The organism is Bradyrhizobium sp. Pa8, from assembly GCF_052588265.1.
In genome coordinates, this window is record NZ_CP176767.1 from 3,264,874 (window position 1) to 3,282,920 (window position 18,047).

Sequence of the window (18,047 nt, forward strand, 5' to 3'; positions counted from 1 at the left end):
GGGTGTCCGCAGCATAAGCGGACGCCGGTGGGAGTGACGTCGTTATGGAGAACAGCCCCGATCCTGCTCCTTCCCTGCTGGAGGTGCGCGGGATCAGCAAAAGCTTCGGTGCTGTGCGTGCGTTGCAGGAGGTCGACTTCACGCTTCGCGCCGGCGAGATTCATGCGCTGCTCGGTGAGAACGGCGCAGGCAAGTCCACGCTGATCAAGGTGATCACCGGCGTATTCCCGCGCGATGCCGGTATCGTCCGGCTGGGCGTTGAAGAGGTCGCGCCGCGCTCGGCCAAGGCCGCGCTCCAGGCCGGTATCGCCACCGTCTACCAGGAGGTCAATCTGCTGCCGAATCTCTCGGTCGCGCAGAACCTGTTCCTCGACCGACAGCCGATGCGCTTCGGCATCGTGCGTGAAGGCGAGATGCGGCGTCGCGCCAAGGCGCTTCTCACGGACTTCGGCCTCGATATCGACGTCGCCGCGCCGCTCGGCAGCTATTCCGTCGCCATCCAGCACGTCACCGCGATTGCGCGCGCGGTCGATCTTTCCGCCCGCGTGCTGATCCTGGACGAGCCGACCGCGAGCCTCGACCGTCACGAGGTCGAGATTCTGTTCGGCATCATGCGTCAGCTCGCCAAGCGCGGCATCGGCATCGTGTTCGTCAGCCACTTCCTCGATCAGGTCTACGAGATCTCCGACCGCATCACGGTGTTGCGCAACGGCCGCCTGGTCGGTGAGCGCGAGACCGCCTCGCTGCCGCGGCTCGAGCTGATCCGGATGATGCTTGGCCGCGAGCTGGCCGAGACCACCAGCGCCCGCGCGTCGGCGGGAGAGCATCAGGCGCGCGAGGTCTGCGCGAGTTTCGCGAACTACGGCAAGGCCGGCTATGTCGCGCCGTTCAATCTCGAGCTGCGCCATGGCGAGGTCGTGGGTCTCGCCGGTCTGCTCGGCTCGGGCCGGACCGAAACGGCGCGGTTGGTGTTCGGTGCCGAGCGCGCGGAGGGCGGGCAGGCGAGGGTGGAGGGGGCGCCCGTGCGGCTGCAATCGCCGCGCGACGGCGTGCGCCACGGCTTTGGCTATTGCCCGGAAGAGCGCAAGACCGACGGCATCGTCGCCGAGCTCACCGTGCGGGAGAACATCGTGCTCGCGCTCCAGGCCAAGCGGGGCCTGCACCGGCCGTTGTCGCGCCGCGAGCAGGACGAGATCGCAGGCCGCTACGTCAGGATGCTCGACATTCGCCCGCCTGATCCGGAGCGCGCCGTGGGGCTGTTGTCCGGCGGCAATCAGCAGAAGGTGCTGCTGGCGCGCTGGCTCGCGACCTCGCCGCGCCTCCTGGTGCTGGACGAGCCGACCCGCGGCATCGACGTCGGCGCGCATGCTGAGATCATCCGCCTGATCCGCGAGCTCTGCGACGACGGGCTGGCGCTGCTCGTGATCTCCTCCGAGCTGGATGAGATCGTGACCTATTCCGACCGCGTGGTCGTGTTGCGCGACCGCGCCCATGTCGAGGAGCTCGCGGGCGAGGCGATCGACGTCGGCAACATCCTCGCGGCCATCGCCGCCGATGGCGCCGCTGTCGCGCATGAGGGCCGGGCATGACAGCGCTGTTGCCGCGCCGCGGCCTTGCCCAGATCCTCGCGCTGATCGTCATCCTGGCGATCGATCGCATCGTGTCGCCGCAATTCTTCGATCTGCGCCTCCAGGACGGCCGGCTGTTCGGCAGCCTGATCGATGTGCTCAACCGCGGCACGCCGGTGGCGCTGCTCTCGCTCGGCATGGTGCTGGTGATCGCGACGCGCGGCATCGATCTGTCGGTCGGTGCGGTCATGGCCATCTCGGGCGCGATCGCGGCGAGCCTTGCCGACACTCACAGCCTTGCCGTGGTCCTTGCGGCCGCGCTCGGCGCTGGCCTGATTTGCGGATTGTGGAACGGATTTCTCGTCGCGGTGCTCGGCATGCAGCCTATCGTGGCGACGCTGATCCTGATGGTGGCAGGACGCGGCATCGCGCAGCTCATTACTGAGGGGCGTATCGTGACCTTCTCCTCGCCGGATCTGGTCTGGCTTGGCAATGGCGCGGTGCTCGGCGTGCCGATGCCGGTCGCGATTGCCCTGGGCATGCTGATTCTCACCGGCGCGGTGGTGCGCGGCTCGGCGCTCGGACTGCTGATCGAGGCAACCGGCGGCAACGCGCGGGCGAGCGAGCTTGCCGGCGTCGGCACGCGCGCCATGATCCTGGCGGTCTATGTCTGGTGCGGCATCTGTGCCGCGCTCGCCGGCGTGATCGCGGCGGCCGACATCATGGGCGCGGATGCCAACAATGCCGGCCTCTGGCTCGAACTCGACGCCATCCTCGCGGTGGTGATCGGCGGGACCTCCCTGTTCGGCGGCCGCTTCAGCCTCGTGCTGGCCGTGCTCGGTGCGTTGATCATCCAGACCATGAACACCGGCATTCTGCTGTCGGGCTATCCACCGGAGTTCAATTTGCTGGTCAAAGCGGTGGTGGTGATGACGGTGCTGCTGCTGCAATCGCCGAAATTTTCGGGGATTGCCGGGATCGCCGCGCGGCTGCGGAGGGCCAAAGCATGAAAGGCCTGCCGCCCGTCCTCATCACCGCCATCGTGCTCGTTGCCGGCTTTGCGCTCTGCGCGGTGCAATTCCCCAACATCGCCTCGACCCGCGTGGTCGGCAATCTCCTCACCGACAACGCCTTCCTGGGCATCGTCGCCACCGGCATGACTTTCGTCATCATCTCCGGCGGCATCGACCTTTCGGTCGGCTCGGTGATCGGCTTCACCACCGTGTTCGTCGCGCTTGCGATCGAGCGCTGGGGCGTGCCGCCGCTGCTTGCCTTCGTCGCGATCCTCGCGCTCTCGGCGGCCTTCGGAGCGGCGATGGGCGCGGTGATCCATGTCTTCGATCTGCCGCCGTTCATCGTGACGCTGGCGGGAATGTTCCTGGCCCGTGGCGCGAGCTTCCTGCTCTCGACGGAATCGGTGCCGATCACCGCGCCTGTTTACTCCACGGTGTCGGACTTCGCGTTGCGGATGCCCGGCGGAGGGCGATTGACGGCGATCGCGATCATCATGCTCGTGATCGTGATCGGCGGCGCGCTGCTGCTGCATCTCACCCGGTTCGGCGCCAATGTCTATGCGCTCGGCGGCAGCCGGGCGACCGCGAGCCTGATGGGCGTTGCCGTCGGCAAGATGACGGTGAAGATCTACCTGCTGTCGAGCCTGCTCGCGGGCATCGCCGGCATCGTGTTCTCCTTCTATACCAGCGCCGGCTATTCGCTCTCCGCGGTCGGCGTCGAGCTCGACACCATCGCGGCCGTCGTGATCGGCGGCACGCTGCTCACGGGCGGGCAGGGCTCGGTGATCGGCACCTTCCTCGGCGTGCTGATCCAGGGCCTGATCCAGACCTACATCAATTTCGACGGAACGCTGTCGAGCTGGTGGACCAAGATCGCGACCGGCGTGCTACTGTTCGCCTTCATCGCCTTGCAGCAGGGGCTGGTCGCGCTCGCGCGGCGGCCGGCGGCGAAGCGCGCAGGAGCAGCCACATGACGTCGCGCATCGTCGTCATCCCGACGCGCCGGGCTCACTCCAACCATGCGGAAGTGGCCCGCTCGATCGGCGTCGACATCATCGCCGGCCGCTACGCCGAGGGAACGCGCCTGCCTGGTGATGCCGAGATGATTGCGATGTTCGGCGTGTCGCGGCCGGTGCTGCGCGAGAGCGTGAAGACCCTGGTCGCCAAGGGGCTGCTCACCACCAAGGCCCGCGTCGGCACCGTCGTACGCGAGCGCGCCGCCTGGAACATGTTCGACGCCGACGTGCTGGCCTGGCATCTGGACGCCGGCATCGACAAGCGCTTCCTCAACGACCTCGCCGAGATTCGCCTCGCGGTTGAGCCGCGCGCGGCCATGCTGGCTGCGGCGCAACGGTCCGAGGACGACCTCGCCGAACTCCGTCGTTGCATGGACCGCATGCGGTTTGAGGCTTCCGATTCCGTCGGCTTTGCCGACGCCGACCTCGCGCTCCATGTTGCGGTGGCGCGCGCTTCGGGCAATCTGTTCATGCGCTCGATCGGCCACGTCATCGAGGCCGCCTTGCGCGCCTCCTTCCTGCTCAGCGCACCGGTCGAGCCGGAGGACCGTGACACCGTGCTGCTCTGGCACCAGAAGATCGTCGATGGCATCGCCGCCGGCGACGCCCAGACCGCCTCGGAGGCGATGGTTTATGTCATTCACAACGGTATGCGCCGCCACGAGGCCGAGGCGTTGCCGTCCGCGGATACTGGAGAAAAAGCGTGACCGAACTTCGCATTGCCATCGTCGGCTTCGGCAAGATCGCGCGCGACCAGCATGTCGGTGCGATTGCCGCGACGGCGGGCGCGACGCTCGCGGCCGTCGCGAGCCGCAACGCATCGCTGCCGGGCGTGCCGCATTTTGCGACCATCGAGGAATTGCTGGAAAAGGGGCCGCCGATCGATGCCGTCTCGCTCTGCACGCCGCCGCAGGTTCGGCGTGCGCAGGCCGCCGCGGCGCTCGCTGCGGGCAAGCACGTGATGCTGGAGAAGCCGCCCGGCACCGGCGTCGCCGAGCTCGACCCGCTGATCGCGATGGCGGAGGAGGCCAAGCGAACGCTGTTTGCGACCTGGCATTCGCGTTATGCGCCCGCGGTCGAGCCGGCGCGCGCGTGGCTTGTCACGCGGCGGATCAAGTCCGTGCACATCAACTGGAAGGAAGACGTTCGCGTCTGGCATCCCGGACAAGGCTGGATCTGGGAGCCGGGCGGGCTCGGCGTGTTCGATCCCGGCATCAACGCGCTCTCGATCCTGACCCGTATTCTGCCCCGGCCGGTGTTCGTCACCGCGGCCGAGCTGGCCTTTCCAGCCAATTGCCAGGCCCCGATCGCCGCGAACCTGACGCTGACCGACATTGGCGGCCTGCCTGTGACCGCCGAGTTCGATTTCCGCCAGACCGGACCGCAGAGTTGGGATATCCTCGTCGAAACGGACCAGGGCCGAATGACGTTGTCTGGCGGCGGCCGGCGCATGGCGATCGACGGCGAGACCGTTGCCGAGGCGCCCGATCAGGAATATCGCGAGCTGTACGGGCGTTTCGTCAAGCTCACCGCGACCGGCGCGCGCGACGTCGACCTGGCGCCGCTGCGTCTCGTTGCCGATGCCTTCCTGCTCGGCAGGCGCAACATCGTCGAACCGTTTGTGGACTGAACATGGCTGGCTCAAAAATAACAAAAGACATCTTCGGAACGCTGCCGGACGGCCGCAACGTCGAGCGCATCGTGCTGCGCGGGGAGGGCGGGTTCGAAGCCCGCATCATCACCCATGGCGCAGTGATCCAGGCGCTCATCGCGCCGGACGCCAAAGGCGGTTACGACGACGTCGTGCTCGGCCATGACGCGTTCGCCGGTTATCTCGCCGAACGAAAATTCTTCGGTGCCACCGTCGGCCGCTACGCCAACCGCATTGCCAACGGACGATTTTCGCTGGACGGCGAAACGATGCAGCTTCCGGTCAACGACGGTCCGAATGCACTGCATGGCGGCCTCGACGGGTTCGATCGCAAGCTCTGGGAGATCGCCGGGATCGACGACGGTGCGGAGCCGGGCGTCACGCTCACCTATTCGAGTCCGCATGGCGAAGAAAACTATCCCGGCCGGCTCGACGTCCGCCTGACCTATCGCGTCACCGGCCCGGCAGAGCTGTCGTTGATGATGGAGGCGCGAACCGACCGGCCGACCATCGTCAACCTGACCAATCACAGCTTCTTCAATCTGGAAGGCGCGACCTCAGGCACGCCCATTCTCGACCACAAGCTGACGGTCGCGGCCGAGCATTTCCTCGCCATCGATCCCACCGCCATTCCGTTGCCTGAGCCGCCGCGCGCGGTGGCCGGAACGCCGTTCGACTTCCGCGACGGCGGGGCCGTCGGCGCGCGCATCCGCGAGAGCGATCAGCAATTGCGGAACGGCAGGGGCTACGACCATACCTACTGTCTCGGGCATGATGGCAAGCTTGCTTTCGCGGCCCGGCTGGAGGCTCCGCGTTCAGGGCGCATCATGGAGCTCCTGACCAATCAGCCCGGCCTTCAGGTCTATTCCGGCAACTATCTCGACGGCACGATTTCGGGCAAGGGCGGCAAGCTCATCCGGCAGTCGGATGCCATGTGTCTCGAGCCGCACATCTGGCCGGATGCGCCGAACCGGCCGGATTTCCCAAGCCCGCGCCTCAATCCCGGCGAGGTCTACCGCCATCACACGGTCTATCGCTTTGGAGTGAGGACGCCATGATGGAAGAGGTGCCGACCTCGGTTCTCTCGGACGATCCATGCCATCTCGGCGAGGGGCCGACCTATGATTTGAGCACCGACACGGCCTGGTGGTTCGATATCCGCGAGGGGCGGCTGTTCGAGGCTCATCTCGGCAGCGGCAGCATTCGCGTCCACGCGCTCGGCCGGATGGCGAGCGGTCTCGGGCGCATCGACGCCGAGCGCCAGTTGATCGTCGCCGTAGACGGCCTCTACGTCCGCAAGCTCGCCGACGGCGCGTTGACGCTGGTGTGTCCGCTTGAAGCGGACAATCCGGCGACGCGCTCCAACGATGCCCGTGTGCATCAGTCCGGCACGTTCTGGATCGGCACCATGGGCCGCAATGCGGAAGCAGGAGCAGGCGCGATCTACGCGTTCCATCGCGGCAAGATATCGATGCTGTTCCCTCGCATCACCATTCCCAATTCGATCTGCTTTTCACCGGACGGGGCGACCGGCTACTTCGCCGACACCGCGCGCGGCGTGCTCTACGCCGTTCCGCTTGATCCGGCGACCGGCTTGCCGCGAGGCGAGCCGGACGTTCTGTTGCGCCACACCGGCATCGGGGGCCTCGACGGCTCGGTGTGCGACGCCGACGGGCAGATCTGGAACGCCTGCTGGGGTGCGGGCCGGATCGATGTCTACTCTCCGAAAGGCGAGCGCCTGCGCTCGCTGCGCGTACCGGCAAAGCAGTCGAGCTGCCCGGCCTTCGTCGGCCCTGATCTGTCGCGCCTGCTCGTCACGTCGGCCTGGCAGGATATGGACGCGGCGGCGCGCGCCGCCGATCCGCAGGCTGGCTGCACTTTCCTGTTACAAGCATCTGCGCGCGGCCGCGCGGAGCCTGACGTCAAGCTCGCATAGGAGGCTCGAAGCCGCACACGACCAACGTTCTCGACGAAACGAAGATACAGTCTGACACCCAAGGGAGTAAAACATGCTGAAACTGAAGACGACATTCCTCGCGCTGGCGCTTGCCGGCGCAGCGACGATGGCCTCGGGCATCACCGCCTCCGCCCAGGACAAGGCAACGGTTGGCATTGCCATGCCGACCAAATCGTCGGCGCGCTGGATCGACGACGGCAACAACATGGTCAAGGTGCTGAAGGAGCGCGGCTACAACACCGACCTGCAATATGCCGAGGACGACATCCCGAACCAGCTCTCGCAGGTCGAGAACATGGTGACCAAGGGTGCGAAAGCGTTGGTGATCGCCGCGATCGACGGCACCACGCTGTCCGACGTGCTCAAGCAGGCGAAAGCAAAAGGCATCACCGTGATCGCCTATGACCGCCTGATCCGCGGCACGCCGAACGTCGACTATTACGCGACCTTCGACAATTTCCAGGTCGGAGTGCTCCAGGCGGAGTCGCTTGTCCAGGGGCTCGGCCTCAAGGACGGCAAGGGCCCGTTCAACATCGAGCTGTTCGGCGGCTCGCCCGACGACAACAACGCCTACTTTTTCTACAACGGCGCGATGAGCGTGCTGAAGCCGTACATCGACAGCGGCAAGCTCGTCGTCGTCTCCGGCCAGATGGGCATGGACAAGGTCGCGACCCTGCGTTGGGACGGCGCCACCGCCCAGGCGCGCATGGACAACCTGCTCAGCGCCTACTACGGCAACAAGAAGGTCAACGCGGTGCTGTCGCCGTATGACGGCCTCTCGATCGGCATCATCTCGTCGCTGAAGGGCGTGGGCTATGGCAGCGCCGGCCAGCCGATGCCGATCATCAGCGGCCAGGATGCCGAGGTGCCCTCGATCAAGGCGATGCTGCGCGGTGATCAGTACTCGACCATCTTCAAGGACACCCGCGATCTCGCCAAGGTGACCGCCGACATGGTCGACGCCGCACTCGCCGGCAAGCAGGTCACGGTCAACGACACCAAGACCTATGAAAACGGCGCCAAGACCGTACCCTCCTACCTGCTCAAGCCGGTCGTGGTGTACAAGGACAATTGGGAGAAGACTCTGGTCGACAGCGGCTACTACAAGAAGTCGCAGTTCCAGTAAGGCTCTTTTTTCTCCCTCTCCCCGTTCTTACGGGGAGAGGGGTGGGGTGAGGGGCTTTCTCCACGGGCAGTCGCCCTTGCGGAGATTCCCCCTCACCCGATCGCTTCGCGCATAGCCGAAGCTTTGCTTCGGCGTTCTTAAGAAACGGCCGCCAAAAGCGGCCTATGCTCTCCCCGCAAGCGGGGAGAGGTGAAGTCAGCGACTAAGGGACATGATCCGATGACCGCGATGCTGGAGATGCGCAATGTCAGCAAGAGCTTTGCCGGTGTGCAGGCGCTGCGCGACGTCAACTTCTCGGTTCACGCCGGACAGATCCACGCGCTCGTGGGCGAGAACGGCGCCGGCAAGTCGACACTGATGAAGGTGCTGAGCGGGGTCTATCCGCACGGCAGCTACGAGGGTACCATCGTTTTCGAGGGTGAGGAGCGCCGCTTCCGCGACATCAACGATTCCGAGGCGCTCGGCATCATCATCATCCACCAGGAGCTGGCGCTGATCCCGCTGATGTCGATCGCGGAGAACATCTTCCTGTCGCATCCGCCGTCAAAATTCGGCGTCATCGATCGCGACGAGGTCTACCGGCGCACCCGCGAGCTGCTGGCGCAGGTCGGCCTGAAGGAATCGCCGGATACGCTGATTACGGACCTCGGCGTCGGCAAGCAGCAGCTGGTCGAGATCGCGAAGGCACTGTCCAAGCGGGTCCGGATGCTGATCCTGGACGAGCCGACCGCGAGCCTCAACGAGGCCGACAGCGCCGCGCTGCTCGAACGCCTGATGGCCTTCCGCGAGCAGGGCATCGGCTCGATCCTGATCTCGCACAAGCTCAACGAGGTGGCCAAGGTCGCCGACCACATCACCGTGCTGCGCGACGGCCGCACCGTCGACAGCATCGACTGCCGCAGCGAGCCGATCCAGGAAGACCGCATCATCCGCAGCATGGTCAACCGCGATCTCGCCCATCGCTTTCCCGAGCGCAGCGCGAAGATCGGCGAGCCTGTCCTGACCGTCGAGAACTGGTCGGTCTATCACCCCATTCATCCCGAGCGGCAGGTGATCAAGAACGTCAATTTCGGCGTGAAGCGCGGCGAGGTCGTCGGCATTGCCGGGCTGATGGGGGCGGGCCGCACCGAGTTTGCCATGAGCCTGTTCGGCCGCTCCTGGGGTACCACTATCAGCGGCCGGATCCGGCTGGAGGGCAGGGAGATCGTGCTGCCGAGCGTCGCGGCCGCGATCGACGCCGGCCTTGCCTATGTCACCGAGGACCGCAAGCAGCTCGGCTTGATCCTGGCCGATGACGTCCGCAAAAACATCACGCTCGCCAGCCTCGACCAGGTCGCACCCGGCCGGGTGATCGACGACATCGCCGAGCTGAAGGTCGCCAGCGACTACCGGAGCCGCATGCGCATCCGCTGCTCCGACGTGTATCAGGAGACCGGCCAGCTCTCCGGCGGCAACCAGCAGAAAGTGGTGCTGTCGAAATGGCTGATGACCGATCCCAAGGTCTTGATCCTGGACGAGCCGACAAGGGGCATCGACGTCGGTGCCAAATACGAGATTTACTGTATCATCAACGAGCTTGCAGAGGCCGGGCGCGGCGTCGTGGTGATCTCCTCGGAGATGCCCGAGCTGCTCGGTATCTGCGATCGCATCTGCGTCATGAACGACGGCGCCTTCGTCGGGGAGTTCAAGGGCGCAGAGGCGACGCAGGAGAAGATCATGCGCGCCATCATGCGCAACGAACGAAGCAATGGAAACGGCGTGCCTGAGGCCGCGGAGATGGGAGGATTGCAGCCATGACCGACAAGACGGTTTCGCTGCCCGAGGAGCGCCGGCACGGCAGCTTCATCAAGAACAATTTGCGCAATTACGGCATGCTGATGTCGCTGATCGCGATCATGCTGTTCTTCCAGGTCATGACCGGCGGCACGCTGCTCCAGCCGCTCAACCTGACCAACCTGGTGCTGCAGAACAGCTACATCGTCATCATGGCGCTCGGCATGCTGCTCGTGATCGTCACCGGCCACATCGACCTCTCGGTCGGTTCGGTCGCGGGATTCGTCGGCGCGGTCGCCGCCCTGCTGATGGTGACGTACAAGGTCGACTATACGCTCGCCTTCATCGCCTGCCTCGTGGTCGGCGCGGCGATCGGCGCGGCGCAGGGCTATTGGGTCGCCTATTTCAAGATACCGTCTTTCATCGTGACCCTGGCCGGCATGCTCGTGTTCAAGGGACTTGCGCTGGCGGTGTTGCAGGGGCAGTCACTCGGGCCGTTTCCGCCGACCTTCCAGAAATTGTCCTCGGGCTTCATTCCGGAGTTCCTGCCCGAAGCCGGCACACTGCATCCGACCTCGATGCTGATCGGCGCGGTGCTGGCGCTGGGGCTGGTCTATGCCAGCGCCAAGAGCCGCGCGCGCGAGCAGTCGCACGGCATCGAGGTCGAGCCTTACGCGTTCTTCCTTGGCAAGAGCGTGGTGCTGGCCTGCGCCGTGCTCTACTTCACCTACCTGATCGCGACCTATCGCGGCCTGCCGAACGTGCTGGTGATCATGAGCGCCTTGATCGCGCTCTACGGCTTCGTCACCCGCCGCACCGTGATCGGCCGGCAGATCTATGCCGTCGGCGGCAACGCCAAGGCGGCAAGCCTGTCGGGCATCAAGACCGAGCGGCTGACCTTCCTCACCTTCGTCAACATGGGCGTGCTGGCCGCGCTCGCCGGCCTCGTCTTCGCTGCGCGGCTGAACACCGCAACGCCGAAAGCGGGCCTCGGCTTCGAGCTCGACGTCATCGCCGCTTGCTTCATCGGCGGCGCCTCGGCCTATGGCGGCGTCGGCCGCGTCGGGGGCGCCGTGGTCGGCGCCATGATCATGGGCGTCATGAACAACGGCATGTCCATCCTCGGCATCGGCATCGACTATCAGCAGGTCATCAAGGGCCTGGTGCTGCTCGGGGCGGTCTGCATCGACGTGTACAATCAGCGACGGTAGGTCCCGTAGGGTGGGCAAGGGCGCAATGCGCCGTGCCCACCATCTTTCTATGGTCATGACAGGTGGTGGGCACGCTTCGCTTTGCCCACCCTACGGCAGCGGTGACTGCGTCGTGAATAGCACCGCCGCGATCGCGACGGAGAGGCCCACCGCCGATACCGTTGCGACCGTCGACAACACTCCCATCCGCCTGAGCGTGATTGCGAAGGCGATGATGATGGGGGTCGCTGTCATGAGCCCGAGTTGTGCATCGCTCATCGTTGTCTACCACTCCGTGGAACACTGAGGTGGTTCTTACTGCGCCCCGGTGTCCGCCAGTTTGTCCGGCGACAAACTCGGATCGCGACGGCTGAGCTAAGTCTGCCCGGTGTCCTGATCCGGAAAGACGATGTCTACGACCGATTGCGAGCAACAGGGAACCGGCTGGGGAATTCTGGAAGATCTCCCTGGCGATCCCATGATCTGGGTGCTGATCTTCAGCGAGCTCGTCGCCTTCGGTCTGTTTCTCGGTGCCTTCACGGTCGCGCGCGCGATCCACCCCGCAGTGTTCGCGACGGGGCAGGCGGTGCTCGATTCGAATCTCGCTGGTCTCAACACCGTCGTGCTGGTGACCAGTGGCTGGGCTGCCGCCCGGGCTACGAAGGCCGCGCGGACCTGCGAGAAGCAGGCCTCGCGCCGGTGGCTCCTCACCGCCATGGCGCTCGGCGGCCTCTTCATCGCGATCAAACTGACCGAATATGCCGAAGAGATCGGTCGCGGGATCGGCCTGGAGACTAGCCCATTCTTCACGCTCTACTTCCTCCTGACCGGCTTTCATCTCCTGCACGTCTGTCTCGGCATCGTGATTCTCGCCGTGGTCTGCCGCCGCGCCGACATATCGGGCGTCGAGACGGGGGCCGCCTTCTGGCACATGGTCGATCTGGTCTGGATCGTGATGTTCCCAATTCTCTATCTGCTGCGGTGATGATGCCCGATCGCCTCGACATCACCTGGATCGCGCTGATCGGCCTCGCGCTGGCGACCATCCTGGTGCCACAGCTAGTGCCGCGACCGCTGCTCGGTGACGCTTTGTTGCTGATCTTCGCCGCCATCAAGGGTCGCCGCATTGCGCTTGATTTCATGGATCTCCGCGCGGCGCCGGCGCTCTGGCGCGGTCTGGTGAGCGCATGGATCCTCATCGTGGGGCTGTTTGCCTGGCTCGCCTCCGCCGTCGTCGCATTGATCTGACGCCAACGCAGCGTTGATTGCGCCCGGACAAAGACCCGTCGGCACCAATCGGCAAGATACAGCATCACTGCTTCCTCACGACTGGACTCACAACGGAAAGGACTGGCAATGGCTGAACGCCTGACCAAGTCGGCGGCTCGAAACGTCTTCTACGGCGGGTCGGCCTTCTTCTTCGCCATCTTCATCGGGCTGACGGCGCACAGCCACTACTATATGGCGACGACCTCGACGGACGCGACGACGCTGACATCGTCGGTCGCGCGCGGCAAGCATGTCTGGGAGAAGAACTCCTGCATCAACTGCCACACCTTGCTGGGCGAGGGCGCCTATTTCGCCCCCGAAGTCGGCAATGTCTGGGATCGCTGGGGCGGCAATGAGGATCCGGCCGGTGCGCGCGAGACGTTGAAGGCCTGGATGCAATCGCAGCCCTCGGGCGCGGAGGGCCGGCGCCAGATGCCGCAGTTCAACCTCACCGACCAGGAGCTCAACGATCTCGCCGACTTCCTGCAATGGACCAGCAAGATCAAGCGCCAGTCGTGGCCGCCGAACAAGGCCGGCTGACTTCCTCTTTCAAGGCCTTGCTTCTTCAATGACTTGCCTCTTTCAAGACAGAGAGAACCCGAAATGAAATATCAAACCCAGAAAGTCGCGATGCTGTATTTCTACGGCGCGCTGACGCTGTTCCTGGCGCAGGTCTTGTTCGGCCTGCTTGCCGGAACCATCTACGTCCTGCCCAACACGCTGTCGGTGCTGCTGCCGTTCAACATCGTCAGGATGATTCATACCAACGCGCTGATCGTGTGGTCGCTGATCGGCTTCATGGGCGCGACCTACTTCCTGCTACCGGAGGAAACCGAGACCGAGCTGTACAGCCCGCTGCTCGCAAAGATCCAGTTCTGGCTGTTCTTCGGCGCGGCAGGTGTGGCCGTGGTCGGCTATCTCTTCCACTACCACGAGGGCCGCGAGTTCCTCGAGCAGCCCTTCATCATCAAGGTCGGCATCGTGGTCGTCTGCCTGATGTTCCTGTTCAACGTGACGATGACGGCGCTCAAGGGACGCAAGACAACGGTCACCAACATCCTGCTGTTCGGCCTGTGGGGCGTTGCGATCTTCTTCCTGTTCGCCTTCTACAATCCGGCCAATCTCGCGGTCGACAAGATGTACTGGTGGTACGTCGTTCACCTCTGGGTCGAGGGCGTCTGGGAGCTGATCATGGCCTCCGTGCTCGCCTATCTGATGATCAAGCTCAACGGCATCGACCGCGAGGTGGTCGAGAAGTGGCTCTACGTCATCATCGGCCTTGCGCTGTTCTCGGGCATTCTCGGCACCGGCCACCACTTCTACTGGATCGGCGCGCCCGGTTACTGGCAGTGGATCGGCTCGCTGTTCTCCACGCTCGAGGTCGCGCCCTTCTTCACCATGGTGATCTTCACGGTGCAGATGACCTGGAAGGCCGGCCGCAAACATCCGAACCGCGCCGCGCTGCTGTGGTCGGTCGGCTGCTCGGTGATGGCGTTCCTCGGTGCCGGCGTTTGGGGTTTCCTGCACACGCTGTCCTCGGTGAACTACTACACCCACGGCACGCAGGTCACCGCCGCACATGGCCATCTCGCCTTCTTCGGCGCCTATGTGATGCTGAACCTGTCGGTGATGGCTTATGCGATCCCGCAGATCAAGGGACGTGCGCCCTATAACCAGTGGCTCAGCATGACCAGCTTCTGGATCATGTGCACGGCGATGATGACCATGACTTTCGCGTTGACCTTTGCCGGCGTGATTCAGGTCCATCTCCAGCGCGTGCTTGGCCAGAGTTACATGGACGTGCAGGACCAGCTTGCCTTCTTCTACTGGGTGCGGCTCGGCTCCGGCGTGTTCGTCGCGATCTCGGCATTGATGTTCGTCTGGGCGGTGCTGGTGCCCGGCCGCGAGAAGCAGGCGACTATCCCAGGCGCCCTGCAACCGGCCGAATAAACGCAAGGCGGCCGTGCAAGTCGCGGCCGCCGTTCCAGAATGATTTCCGGAGAAGAACCATGACAGCAGCACTTCACGCCCTGGCGACACCCGCGCTCGTGCTCCCGGCTTACGTTCCGAGCGGCAACGAATGCGCGCTGTTCGAGCACGCATGGCGGCATCAGCTCCCGGTCCTGTTGAAGGGACCGACCGGCTGCGGCAAGACGCGCTTCGTCGCCCACATGGCGGCGCGGCTGGGATTGCCGCTTCACACCGTCGCCTGCCACGACGATCTCACCGCCGCCGATCTTACCGGCCGCTACCTGCTGAGGGGCGGCGACACCTTATGGACCGACGGTCCGCTGACACGGGCGGTGCGGGACGGCGGCATCTGCTATCTCGACGAAGTCGTGGAGGCGCGCAAGGACGTCACGGTGGTGCTGCATCCGCTCACCGACGACCGCCGCATCCTGCCGCTGGAGCGGACCGGCGAGGAGCTGGTCGCGCCGAAGAGCTTCATGCTCGTGGGCTCCTACAATCCCGGTTACCAGACGCTGCTGAAGGCGTTGAAGCCGTCGACGCGTCAGCGCTTCGTTGCCGTCGAGTTCGGATTCCTGCCGCCGGAGCAGGAGATCGCCGTGGTCGCGGCCGAGAGCGGGCTCGCGCCCGACTATGTCAGGCCGCTGGTCCTGTTGGCCGGCCGGCTGCGCGCGCTGAAGGGGCACGACCTGGAGGAAGGCGTTTCGACCCGTCTCGTCGTCTATTGCGCCACCCTGATCGCGGCCGGAGCCTCGATTGCCGATGCCGTGCTGGCCGGCATGATCGAGCCGTTGACGGATGATGCGGACGTCAAGGCCGCACTGCTCGACGTCGCACGCGCCGTGATATCCTGAGGGTGATGCGATGCTCGATTTCCTCGAGCTTGAAGAAACCGTCGGCCGCGCCTGGCATCGTCTGGTCGGCGGCACCGCAAGCTATCCGGCCCATGCCGAATACGCGGTGTCGCTCGCGGAGGTGCGCAGCCGGATCGCGATCATGTTCCGCGCGCTTGGCGGCGAGACCGGCGTGCAGATCGCGAGCGCGAGTGCCCGCCGGACTGGGCATCGGCTTGGATGGCGGCAGCGCATCGGGCTCGGCGACGAGCGGCTCGAGCAACCCGGGCGTGATGCCGCGACGATCTTCCTGCCCGACAACATCGCGATCTTCGCCGATCGCCGGCTGAATGCTGCGCTATACCGGTGGCTGGCCGCGTGGTTTGCCTTTGCACCGGTCGACGCGATCGCGGAGGCCGATCCGCTGCGGCGCGATCTGCTGACGCTGCGCCGGACCAGCGAAGTCGCGGTGCTTGTGCTGACGGAATGTCCCGGCCTTGCCGAGGACTACGCACGGCTGGCCGCGGCCACGGCCATGGCGCGGCCGCACCGGCCATTGCCGCGCATCGAGCAGGACATGGAGCAGATCGTGCTTGCTCTGCTCGGCGCCGATACGCCGCCGGTGGGAAAGCTGTGGCCGGCGATGATGGGGACGGGACCGCTGCCGGGCAAGGCGCCGCCGGGCTATCATTCGATCCTGCCATGCCCGCTCTGGGGCGATTGCTGGACACGCGAGCTTTCACCGGCACATGCGGGTGACGACGAGAATGCGCCGGTTTCAGCGCCAGCGCCATCAGACGATCGCAAGCGTTTTGCCGTCCGTGAGCGCGAAGACGGTACCAATCGCCGCGATCCCTTCGTGCTCAATCGCTTTGAAAAGATCCTCGCGATGGCCGAGATGATCAATGTCGACCGTCCGGCTGACGACAGTGAGGACGAGGATGCGCGGAAGGCAGCCGACGATCTCGAGGAAATCACGCTCAGCCGCCGCAGCGGCAAGCCGGCGAGCCGGCTCAAATTCGATCTCGACCTGCCGCCGGAAGCCCTCGATGTATCGCGATTGAACGCGGAGCTGAGCTATCCCGAATGGGATTATCGCAGCGGCTCCTATCTGCCCGATCATTGCCGCGTGCTCGCGGGTGCGGCCTCCGAGCTGGGTGAGGGCTGGGCGCCTGATGACGCCATGCGCCGGCATATCCGCCAGGTGCGCCGCCGCTTCGAGGTGTTGCGGCCGCGTCATGAATTGATGCGCGCCCAAGCCGATGGCCACGACCTCGACCTCGACGCGCTCGTGCGTGCGCGGTGCGATCTCCGCGCCGGCAGCGGCGGCGGTCTCGATCGCATCCATGTCGCGATGCGCCCGCAGGGGCACGATCTCGCCGTCACGCTGCTGGTGGACGTTTCGCTCTCGACGGACGCCTGGGTCGACGGTTATCGGGTGCTCGACGTCGAGAAGGAGGCGCTGCTGGTGCTTGCGCACGGCCTGTCGGCCTGCGGCGATCACCACAGCATTCTCACCTTCACCTCGCGCCGGCGTTCCTGGGTGCGGCTCGAAACGGTCAAGGCCTTCGGCGAGCCGATGAGCAGCGCCGTGGAGCGCCGGATCGGCGCACTGAAGCCGGGCTATTACACGCGGATCGGTGCGGCGGTACGTCACGCCTCGGCCGAGCTGGCGCGCCAGCCGCAGCGCAAGAAGCTGCTGCTCGTTCTCACCGACGGCAAGCCGAACGACGTCGATCATTATGAGGGGCGCTTTGCGGTCGAGGACACCCGCAAATCCGTGCAGGAGGCGCGGCGGCTCGGCATCGCGGTCTTCGGCGTGACGGTCGATGCGACGGCGCAATCCTACGTCCCGACGCTGTTCGGCCGCAGCGGCTACGCAATCGTCGGCAATATCCGTCGGTTGCCTGCTGCGCTGCCGGCGATCTATCGACAGGTCGCCCATTGACCCCCGGACGCCATATGCCTCCCTCCGTGAACTATTGCTCAAAGCGTGGGTATATGATCGAATGGTCGGATGGACCGAAGCCGGCAAAGGCCCGATCTCGTCATCTTCGACTGCGACGGCGTGCTCGTCGACAGCGAACTCTTGAGCTGCCAGTGCCTGGCGGACGAGCTGTCCGGATTTGGGATATCGCTGACACTTGCGCAGGCGCTCGAGCTGTTTCTCGGACGAAGCACGAGCGCGGTCACGCAGCATTATCGCGAACTCGGCCAGGCGGTGCCGGCCGATTTTCCCGTCCGGCTGAAGTCGCGCGTACTGACCGCCTTCGAGAAGGCGCTCGATCCGATTCCCGATGCCGATGCCGTCCTGTCCGGCCTGCGGGTGCCGAATTGCGTGGCCTCATCGAGTGATCTCGACCGCGTCGCGCTATCGCTGAGGGTGACCGGTCTCGCGCCCCATTTCGGCGACCGGATCTACACGGCGCAGATGGTCACGCACGGCAAGCCCGCGCCGGATCTCTTTCTCCACGCGGCGGAGAAAATGGGCGCCCGACCTGCGCACACGCTGGTGATCGAGGACAGCGTCAGCGGCGTGCAAGCCGCGAAGGCTGCCGGCATGACCGTCTGGGGATTTGTCGGCGGCAGCCATTATCGCGGGCGCGACGGCCAGGCTATATTGTCCGGCGCCGGGGCCGATCGGGTCTTCGCGCACATGAGCGATTTCTGGGAGGCATAGGCC

At 65.2% G+C, this 18,047-nt stretch carries 18 protein-coding genes; 17 read left to right on the forward strand and 1 reads right to left on the reverse strand.

Features of this window, described 5'->3' with window-relative positions:
• Nucleotides 1–44 precede the first annotated feature (44 nt).
• The 10 genes from ACKWRH_RS14670 (at nt 45) to mmsB (ending at nt 11,315) form a co-directional block, all read left to right on the forward strand.
• A complete protein-coding gene (locus ACKWRH_RS14670) occupies nt 45–1,589 on the forward strand; it encodes a sugar ABC transporter ATP-binding protein (RefSeq protein ID WP_445221122.1) in 1,545 nt (514 codons plus the stop codon).
• Nucleotides 1,586–2,578 carry an ABC transporter permease gene (locus ACKWRH_RS14675; protein WP_445221123.1) on the forward strand — a complete coding sequence of 331 codons (993 nt, stop codon included), beginning with the start codon at nt 1,586–1,588 and terminating at the stop codon, nt 2,576–2,578. Before ACKWRH_RS14670 ends, ACKWRH_RS14675 begins: the two co-directional genes overlap by 4 nt.
• Entirely contained in the window at nt 2,575–3,555 is a 981-nt protein-coding gene (gene yjfF, locus ACKWRH_RS14680; RefSeq protein WP_445221124.1) for a galactofuranose ABC transporter, permease protein YjfF, read from the forward strand. Before ACKWRH_RS14675 ends, yjfF begins: the two co-directional genes overlap by 4 nt.
• Entirely contained in the window at nt 3,552–4,304 is a 753-nt protein-coding gene (locus tag ACKWRH_RS14685) for a FadR/GntR family transcriptional regulator (RefSeq protein WP_014496607.1), read from the forward strand. The genes yjfF and ACKWRH_RS14685 overlap by 4 nt, the downstream gene beginning before the upstream one ends.
• Entirely contained in the window at nt 4,301–5,227 is a 927-nt protein-coding gene (locus ACKWRH_RS14690; protein ID WP_445221125.1) for a Gfo/Idh/MocA family protein, read from the forward strand. The genes ACKWRH_RS14685 and ACKWRH_RS14690 overlap by 4 nt, the downstream gene beginning before the upstream one ends.
• A 2-nt stretch (nt 5,228–5,229) precedes the next feature.
• Nucleotides 5,230–6,306 (forward strand): aldose epimerase family protein, encoded by a 1,077-nt coding sequence (locus ACKWRH_RS14695; protein ID WP_445221126.1) that lies wholly within the window; start codon nt 5,230–5,232, stop codon nt 6,304–6,306.
• Complete coding sequence (locus ACKWRH_RS14700) at nt 6,306–7,184, forward strand: SMP-30/gluconolactonase/LRE family protein (RefSeq protein ID WP_445222402.1); 879 nt, start codon at nt 6,306–6,308, stop codon at nt 7,182–7,184. Before ACKWRH_RS14695 ends, ACKWRH_RS14700 begins: the two co-directional genes overlap by 1 nt.
• Nucleotides 7,185–7,257: 73 nt before the next feature.
• Nucleotides 7,258–8,331: a multiple monosaccharide ABC transporter substrate-binding protein gene (gene chvE / locus ACKWRH_RS14705; protein ID WP_014496603.1), complete on the forward strand. Its 1,074-nt coding sequence runs from the start codon at nt 7,258–7,260 to the stop codon at nt 8,329–8,331.
• A gap of 219 nt (nt 8,332–8,550) precedes the next feature.
• On the forward strand, nt 8,551–10,128 hold the full coding sequence (mmsA, locus tag ACKWRH_RS14710) for a multiple monosaccharide ABC transporter ATP-binding protein (RefSeq protein ID WP_445221127.1): 1,578 nt from the start codon (nt 8,551–8,553) through the stop codon (nt 10,126–10,128).
• On the forward strand, nt 10,125–11,315 hold the full coding sequence (gene mmsB, locus ACKWRH_RS14715; RefSeq protein ID WP_085399414.1) for a multiple monosaccharide ABC transporter permease: 1,191 nt from the start codon (nt 10,125–10,127) through the stop codon (nt 11,313–11,315). Before mmsA ends, mmsB begins: the two co-directional genes overlap by 4 nt.
• 90 nt (nt 11,316–11,405) lie before the next feature.
• On the opposite strand, the gene ACKWRH_RS14720 is transcribed toward mmsB, so the two are convergent.
• Nucleotides 11,406–11,573, reverse strand: coding sequence for a hypothetical protein (locus ACKWRH_RS14720; protein ID WP_212482727.1), 168 nt, complete (start codon nt 11,571–11,573; stop codon nt 11,406–11,408).
• Between the two features lie 130 nt (nt 11,574–11,703).
• Here ACKWRH_RS14720 and ACKWRH_RS14725 point away from each other — a divergent pair, with 130 nt between their 5' ends.
• The 7 genes from ACKWRH_RS14725 (at nt 11,704) to ACKWRH_RS14755 (ending at nt 18,044) form a co-directional block, all read left to right on the forward strand.
• On the forward strand, nt 11,704–12,279 hold the full coding sequence (locus tag ACKWRH_RS14725) for a cytochrome c oxidase subunit 3 family protein (protein WP_445221128.1): 576 nt from the start codon (nt 11,704–11,706) through the stop codon (nt 12,277–12,279).
• A gap of 2 nt (nt 12,280–12,281) precedes the next feature.
• Nucleotides 12,282–12,542, forward strand: coding sequence for a cytochrome C oxidase subunit IV family protein (locus tag ACKWRH_RS14730; RefSeq protein WP_445222403.1), 261 nt, complete (start codon nt 12,282–12,284; stop codon nt 12,540–12,542).
• 108 nt (nt 12,543–12,650) lie between these two features.
• On the forward strand, nt 12,651–13,103 hold the full coding sequence (locus ACKWRH_RS14735; RefSeq protein ID WP_445221129.1) for a c-type cytochrome: 453 nt from the start codon (nt 12,651–12,653) through the stop codon (nt 13,101–13,103).
• A 63-nt stretch (nt 13,104–13,166) separates the two neighbouring features.
• On the forward strand, nt 13,167–14,513 hold the full coding sequence (locus ACKWRH_RS14740; protein WP_445221130.1) for a cbb3-type cytochrome c oxidase subunit I: 1,347 nt from the start codon (nt 13,167–13,169) through the stop codon (nt 14,511–14,513).
• A gap of 59 nt (nt 14,514–14,572) precedes the next feature.
• The gene (locus ACKWRH_RS14745) at nt 14,573–15,385 is read left to right on the forward strand and encodes a CbbQ/NirQ/NorQ/GpvN family protein (protein ID WP_445221131.1); all 813 of its coding nucleotides are present in this window, start codon (nt 14,573–14,575) and stop codon (nt 15,383–15,385) included.
• A 10-nt stretch (nt 15,386–15,395) separates the two neighbouring features.
• Nucleotides 15,396–17,312 carry a nitric oxide reductase activation protein NorD gene (locus ACKWRH_RS14750; protein WP_445221132.1) on the forward strand — a complete coding sequence of 639 codons (1,917 nt, stop codon included), beginning with the start codon at nt 15,396–15,398 and terminating at the stop codon, nt 17,310–17,312.
• A 69-nt stretch (nt 17,313–17,381) separates the two neighbouring features.
• Nucleotides 17,382–18,044 (forward strand): HAD family hydrolase, encoded by a 663-nt coding sequence (locus ACKWRH_RS14755; RefSeq protein WP_445221133.1) that lies wholly within the window; start codon nt 17,382–17,384, stop codon nt 18,042–18,044.
• The last annotated feature ends 3 nt before the right edge of the window (nt 18,045–18,047 follow it).

Excerpts from the sequence above, each read along its gene's own strand:
- ACKWRH_RS14675 (WP_445221123.1), top strand. The coding sequence starts at position 1,586 with ATGACAGCGCTGTTGCCGCGCCGCGGCCTTGCCCAGATCCTCGCGCTG.
- yjfF (WP_445221124.1), top strand. The coding sequence starts at position 2,575 with ATGAAAGGCCTGCCGCCCGTCCTCATCACCGCCATCGTGCTCGTTGCC.
- ACKWRH_RS14700 (WP_445222402.1), top strand. The coding sequence starts at position 6,306 with ATGGAAGAGGTGCCGACCTCGGTTCTCTCGGACGATCCATGCCATCTC.
- ACKWRH_RS14750 (WP_445221132.1), top strand. The coding sequence starts at position 15,396 with ATGCTCGATTTCCTCGAGCTTGAAGAAACCGTCGGCCGCGCCTGGCAT.
- mmsB (WP_085399414.1), top strand. The coding sequence starts at position 10,125 with ATGACCGACAAGACGGTTTCGCTGCCCGAGGAGCGCCGGCACGGCAGC.
- chvE (WP_014496603.1), top strand. The coding sequence starts at position 7,258 with ATGCTGAAACTGAAGACGACATTCCTCGCGCTGGCGCTTGCCGGCGCA.
- ACKWRH_RS14755 (WP_445221133.1), top strand. The coding sequence starts at position 17,382 with ATGGACCGAAGCCGGCAAAGGCCCGATCTCGTCATCTTCGACTGCGAC.
- ACKWRH_RS14730 (WP_445222403.1), top strand. The coding sequence starts at position 12,282 with ATGCCCGATCGCCTCGACATCACCTGGATCGCGCTGATCGGCCTCGCG.
- mmsA (WP_445221127.1), top strand. The coding sequence starts at position 8,551 with ATGACCGCGATGCTGGAGATGCGCAATGTCAGCAAGAGCTTTGCCGGT.
- ACKWRH_RS14695 (WP_445221126.1), top strand. The coding sequence starts at position 5,230 with ATGGCTGGCTCAAAAATAACAAAAGACATCTTCGGAACGCTGCCGGAC.
- ACKWRH_RS14745 (WP_445221131.1), top strand. The coding sequence starts at position 14,573 with ATGACAGCAGCACTTCACGCCCTGGCGACACCCGCGCTCGTGCTCCCG.
- ACKWRH_RS14685 (WP_014496607.1), top strand. The coding sequence starts at position 3,552 with ATGACGTCGCGCATCGTCGTCATCCCGACGCGCCGGGCTCACTCCAAC.
- ACKWRH_RS14720 (WP_212482727.1), bottom strand. The coding sequence starts at position 11,573 with ATGAGCGATGCACAACTCGGGCTCATGACAGCGACCCCCATCATCATC.
- ACKWRH_RS14670 (WP_445221122.1), top strand. The coding sequence starts at position 45 with ATGGAGAACAGCCCCGATCCTGCTCCTTCCCTGCTGGAGGTGCGCGGG.
- ACKWRH_RS14725 (WP_445221128.1), top strand. The coding sequence starts at position 11,704 with ATGTCTACGACCGATTGCGAGCAACAGGGAACCGGCTGGGGAATTCTG.
- ACKWRH_RS14735 (WP_445221129.1), top strand. The coding sequence starts at position 12,651 with ATGGCTGAACGCCTGACCAAGTCGGCGGCTCGAAACGTCTTCTACGGC.
- ACKWRH_RS14740 (WP_445221130.1), top strand. The coding sequence starts at position 13,167 with ATGAAATATCAAACCCAGAAAGTCGCGATGCTGTATTTCTACGGCGCG.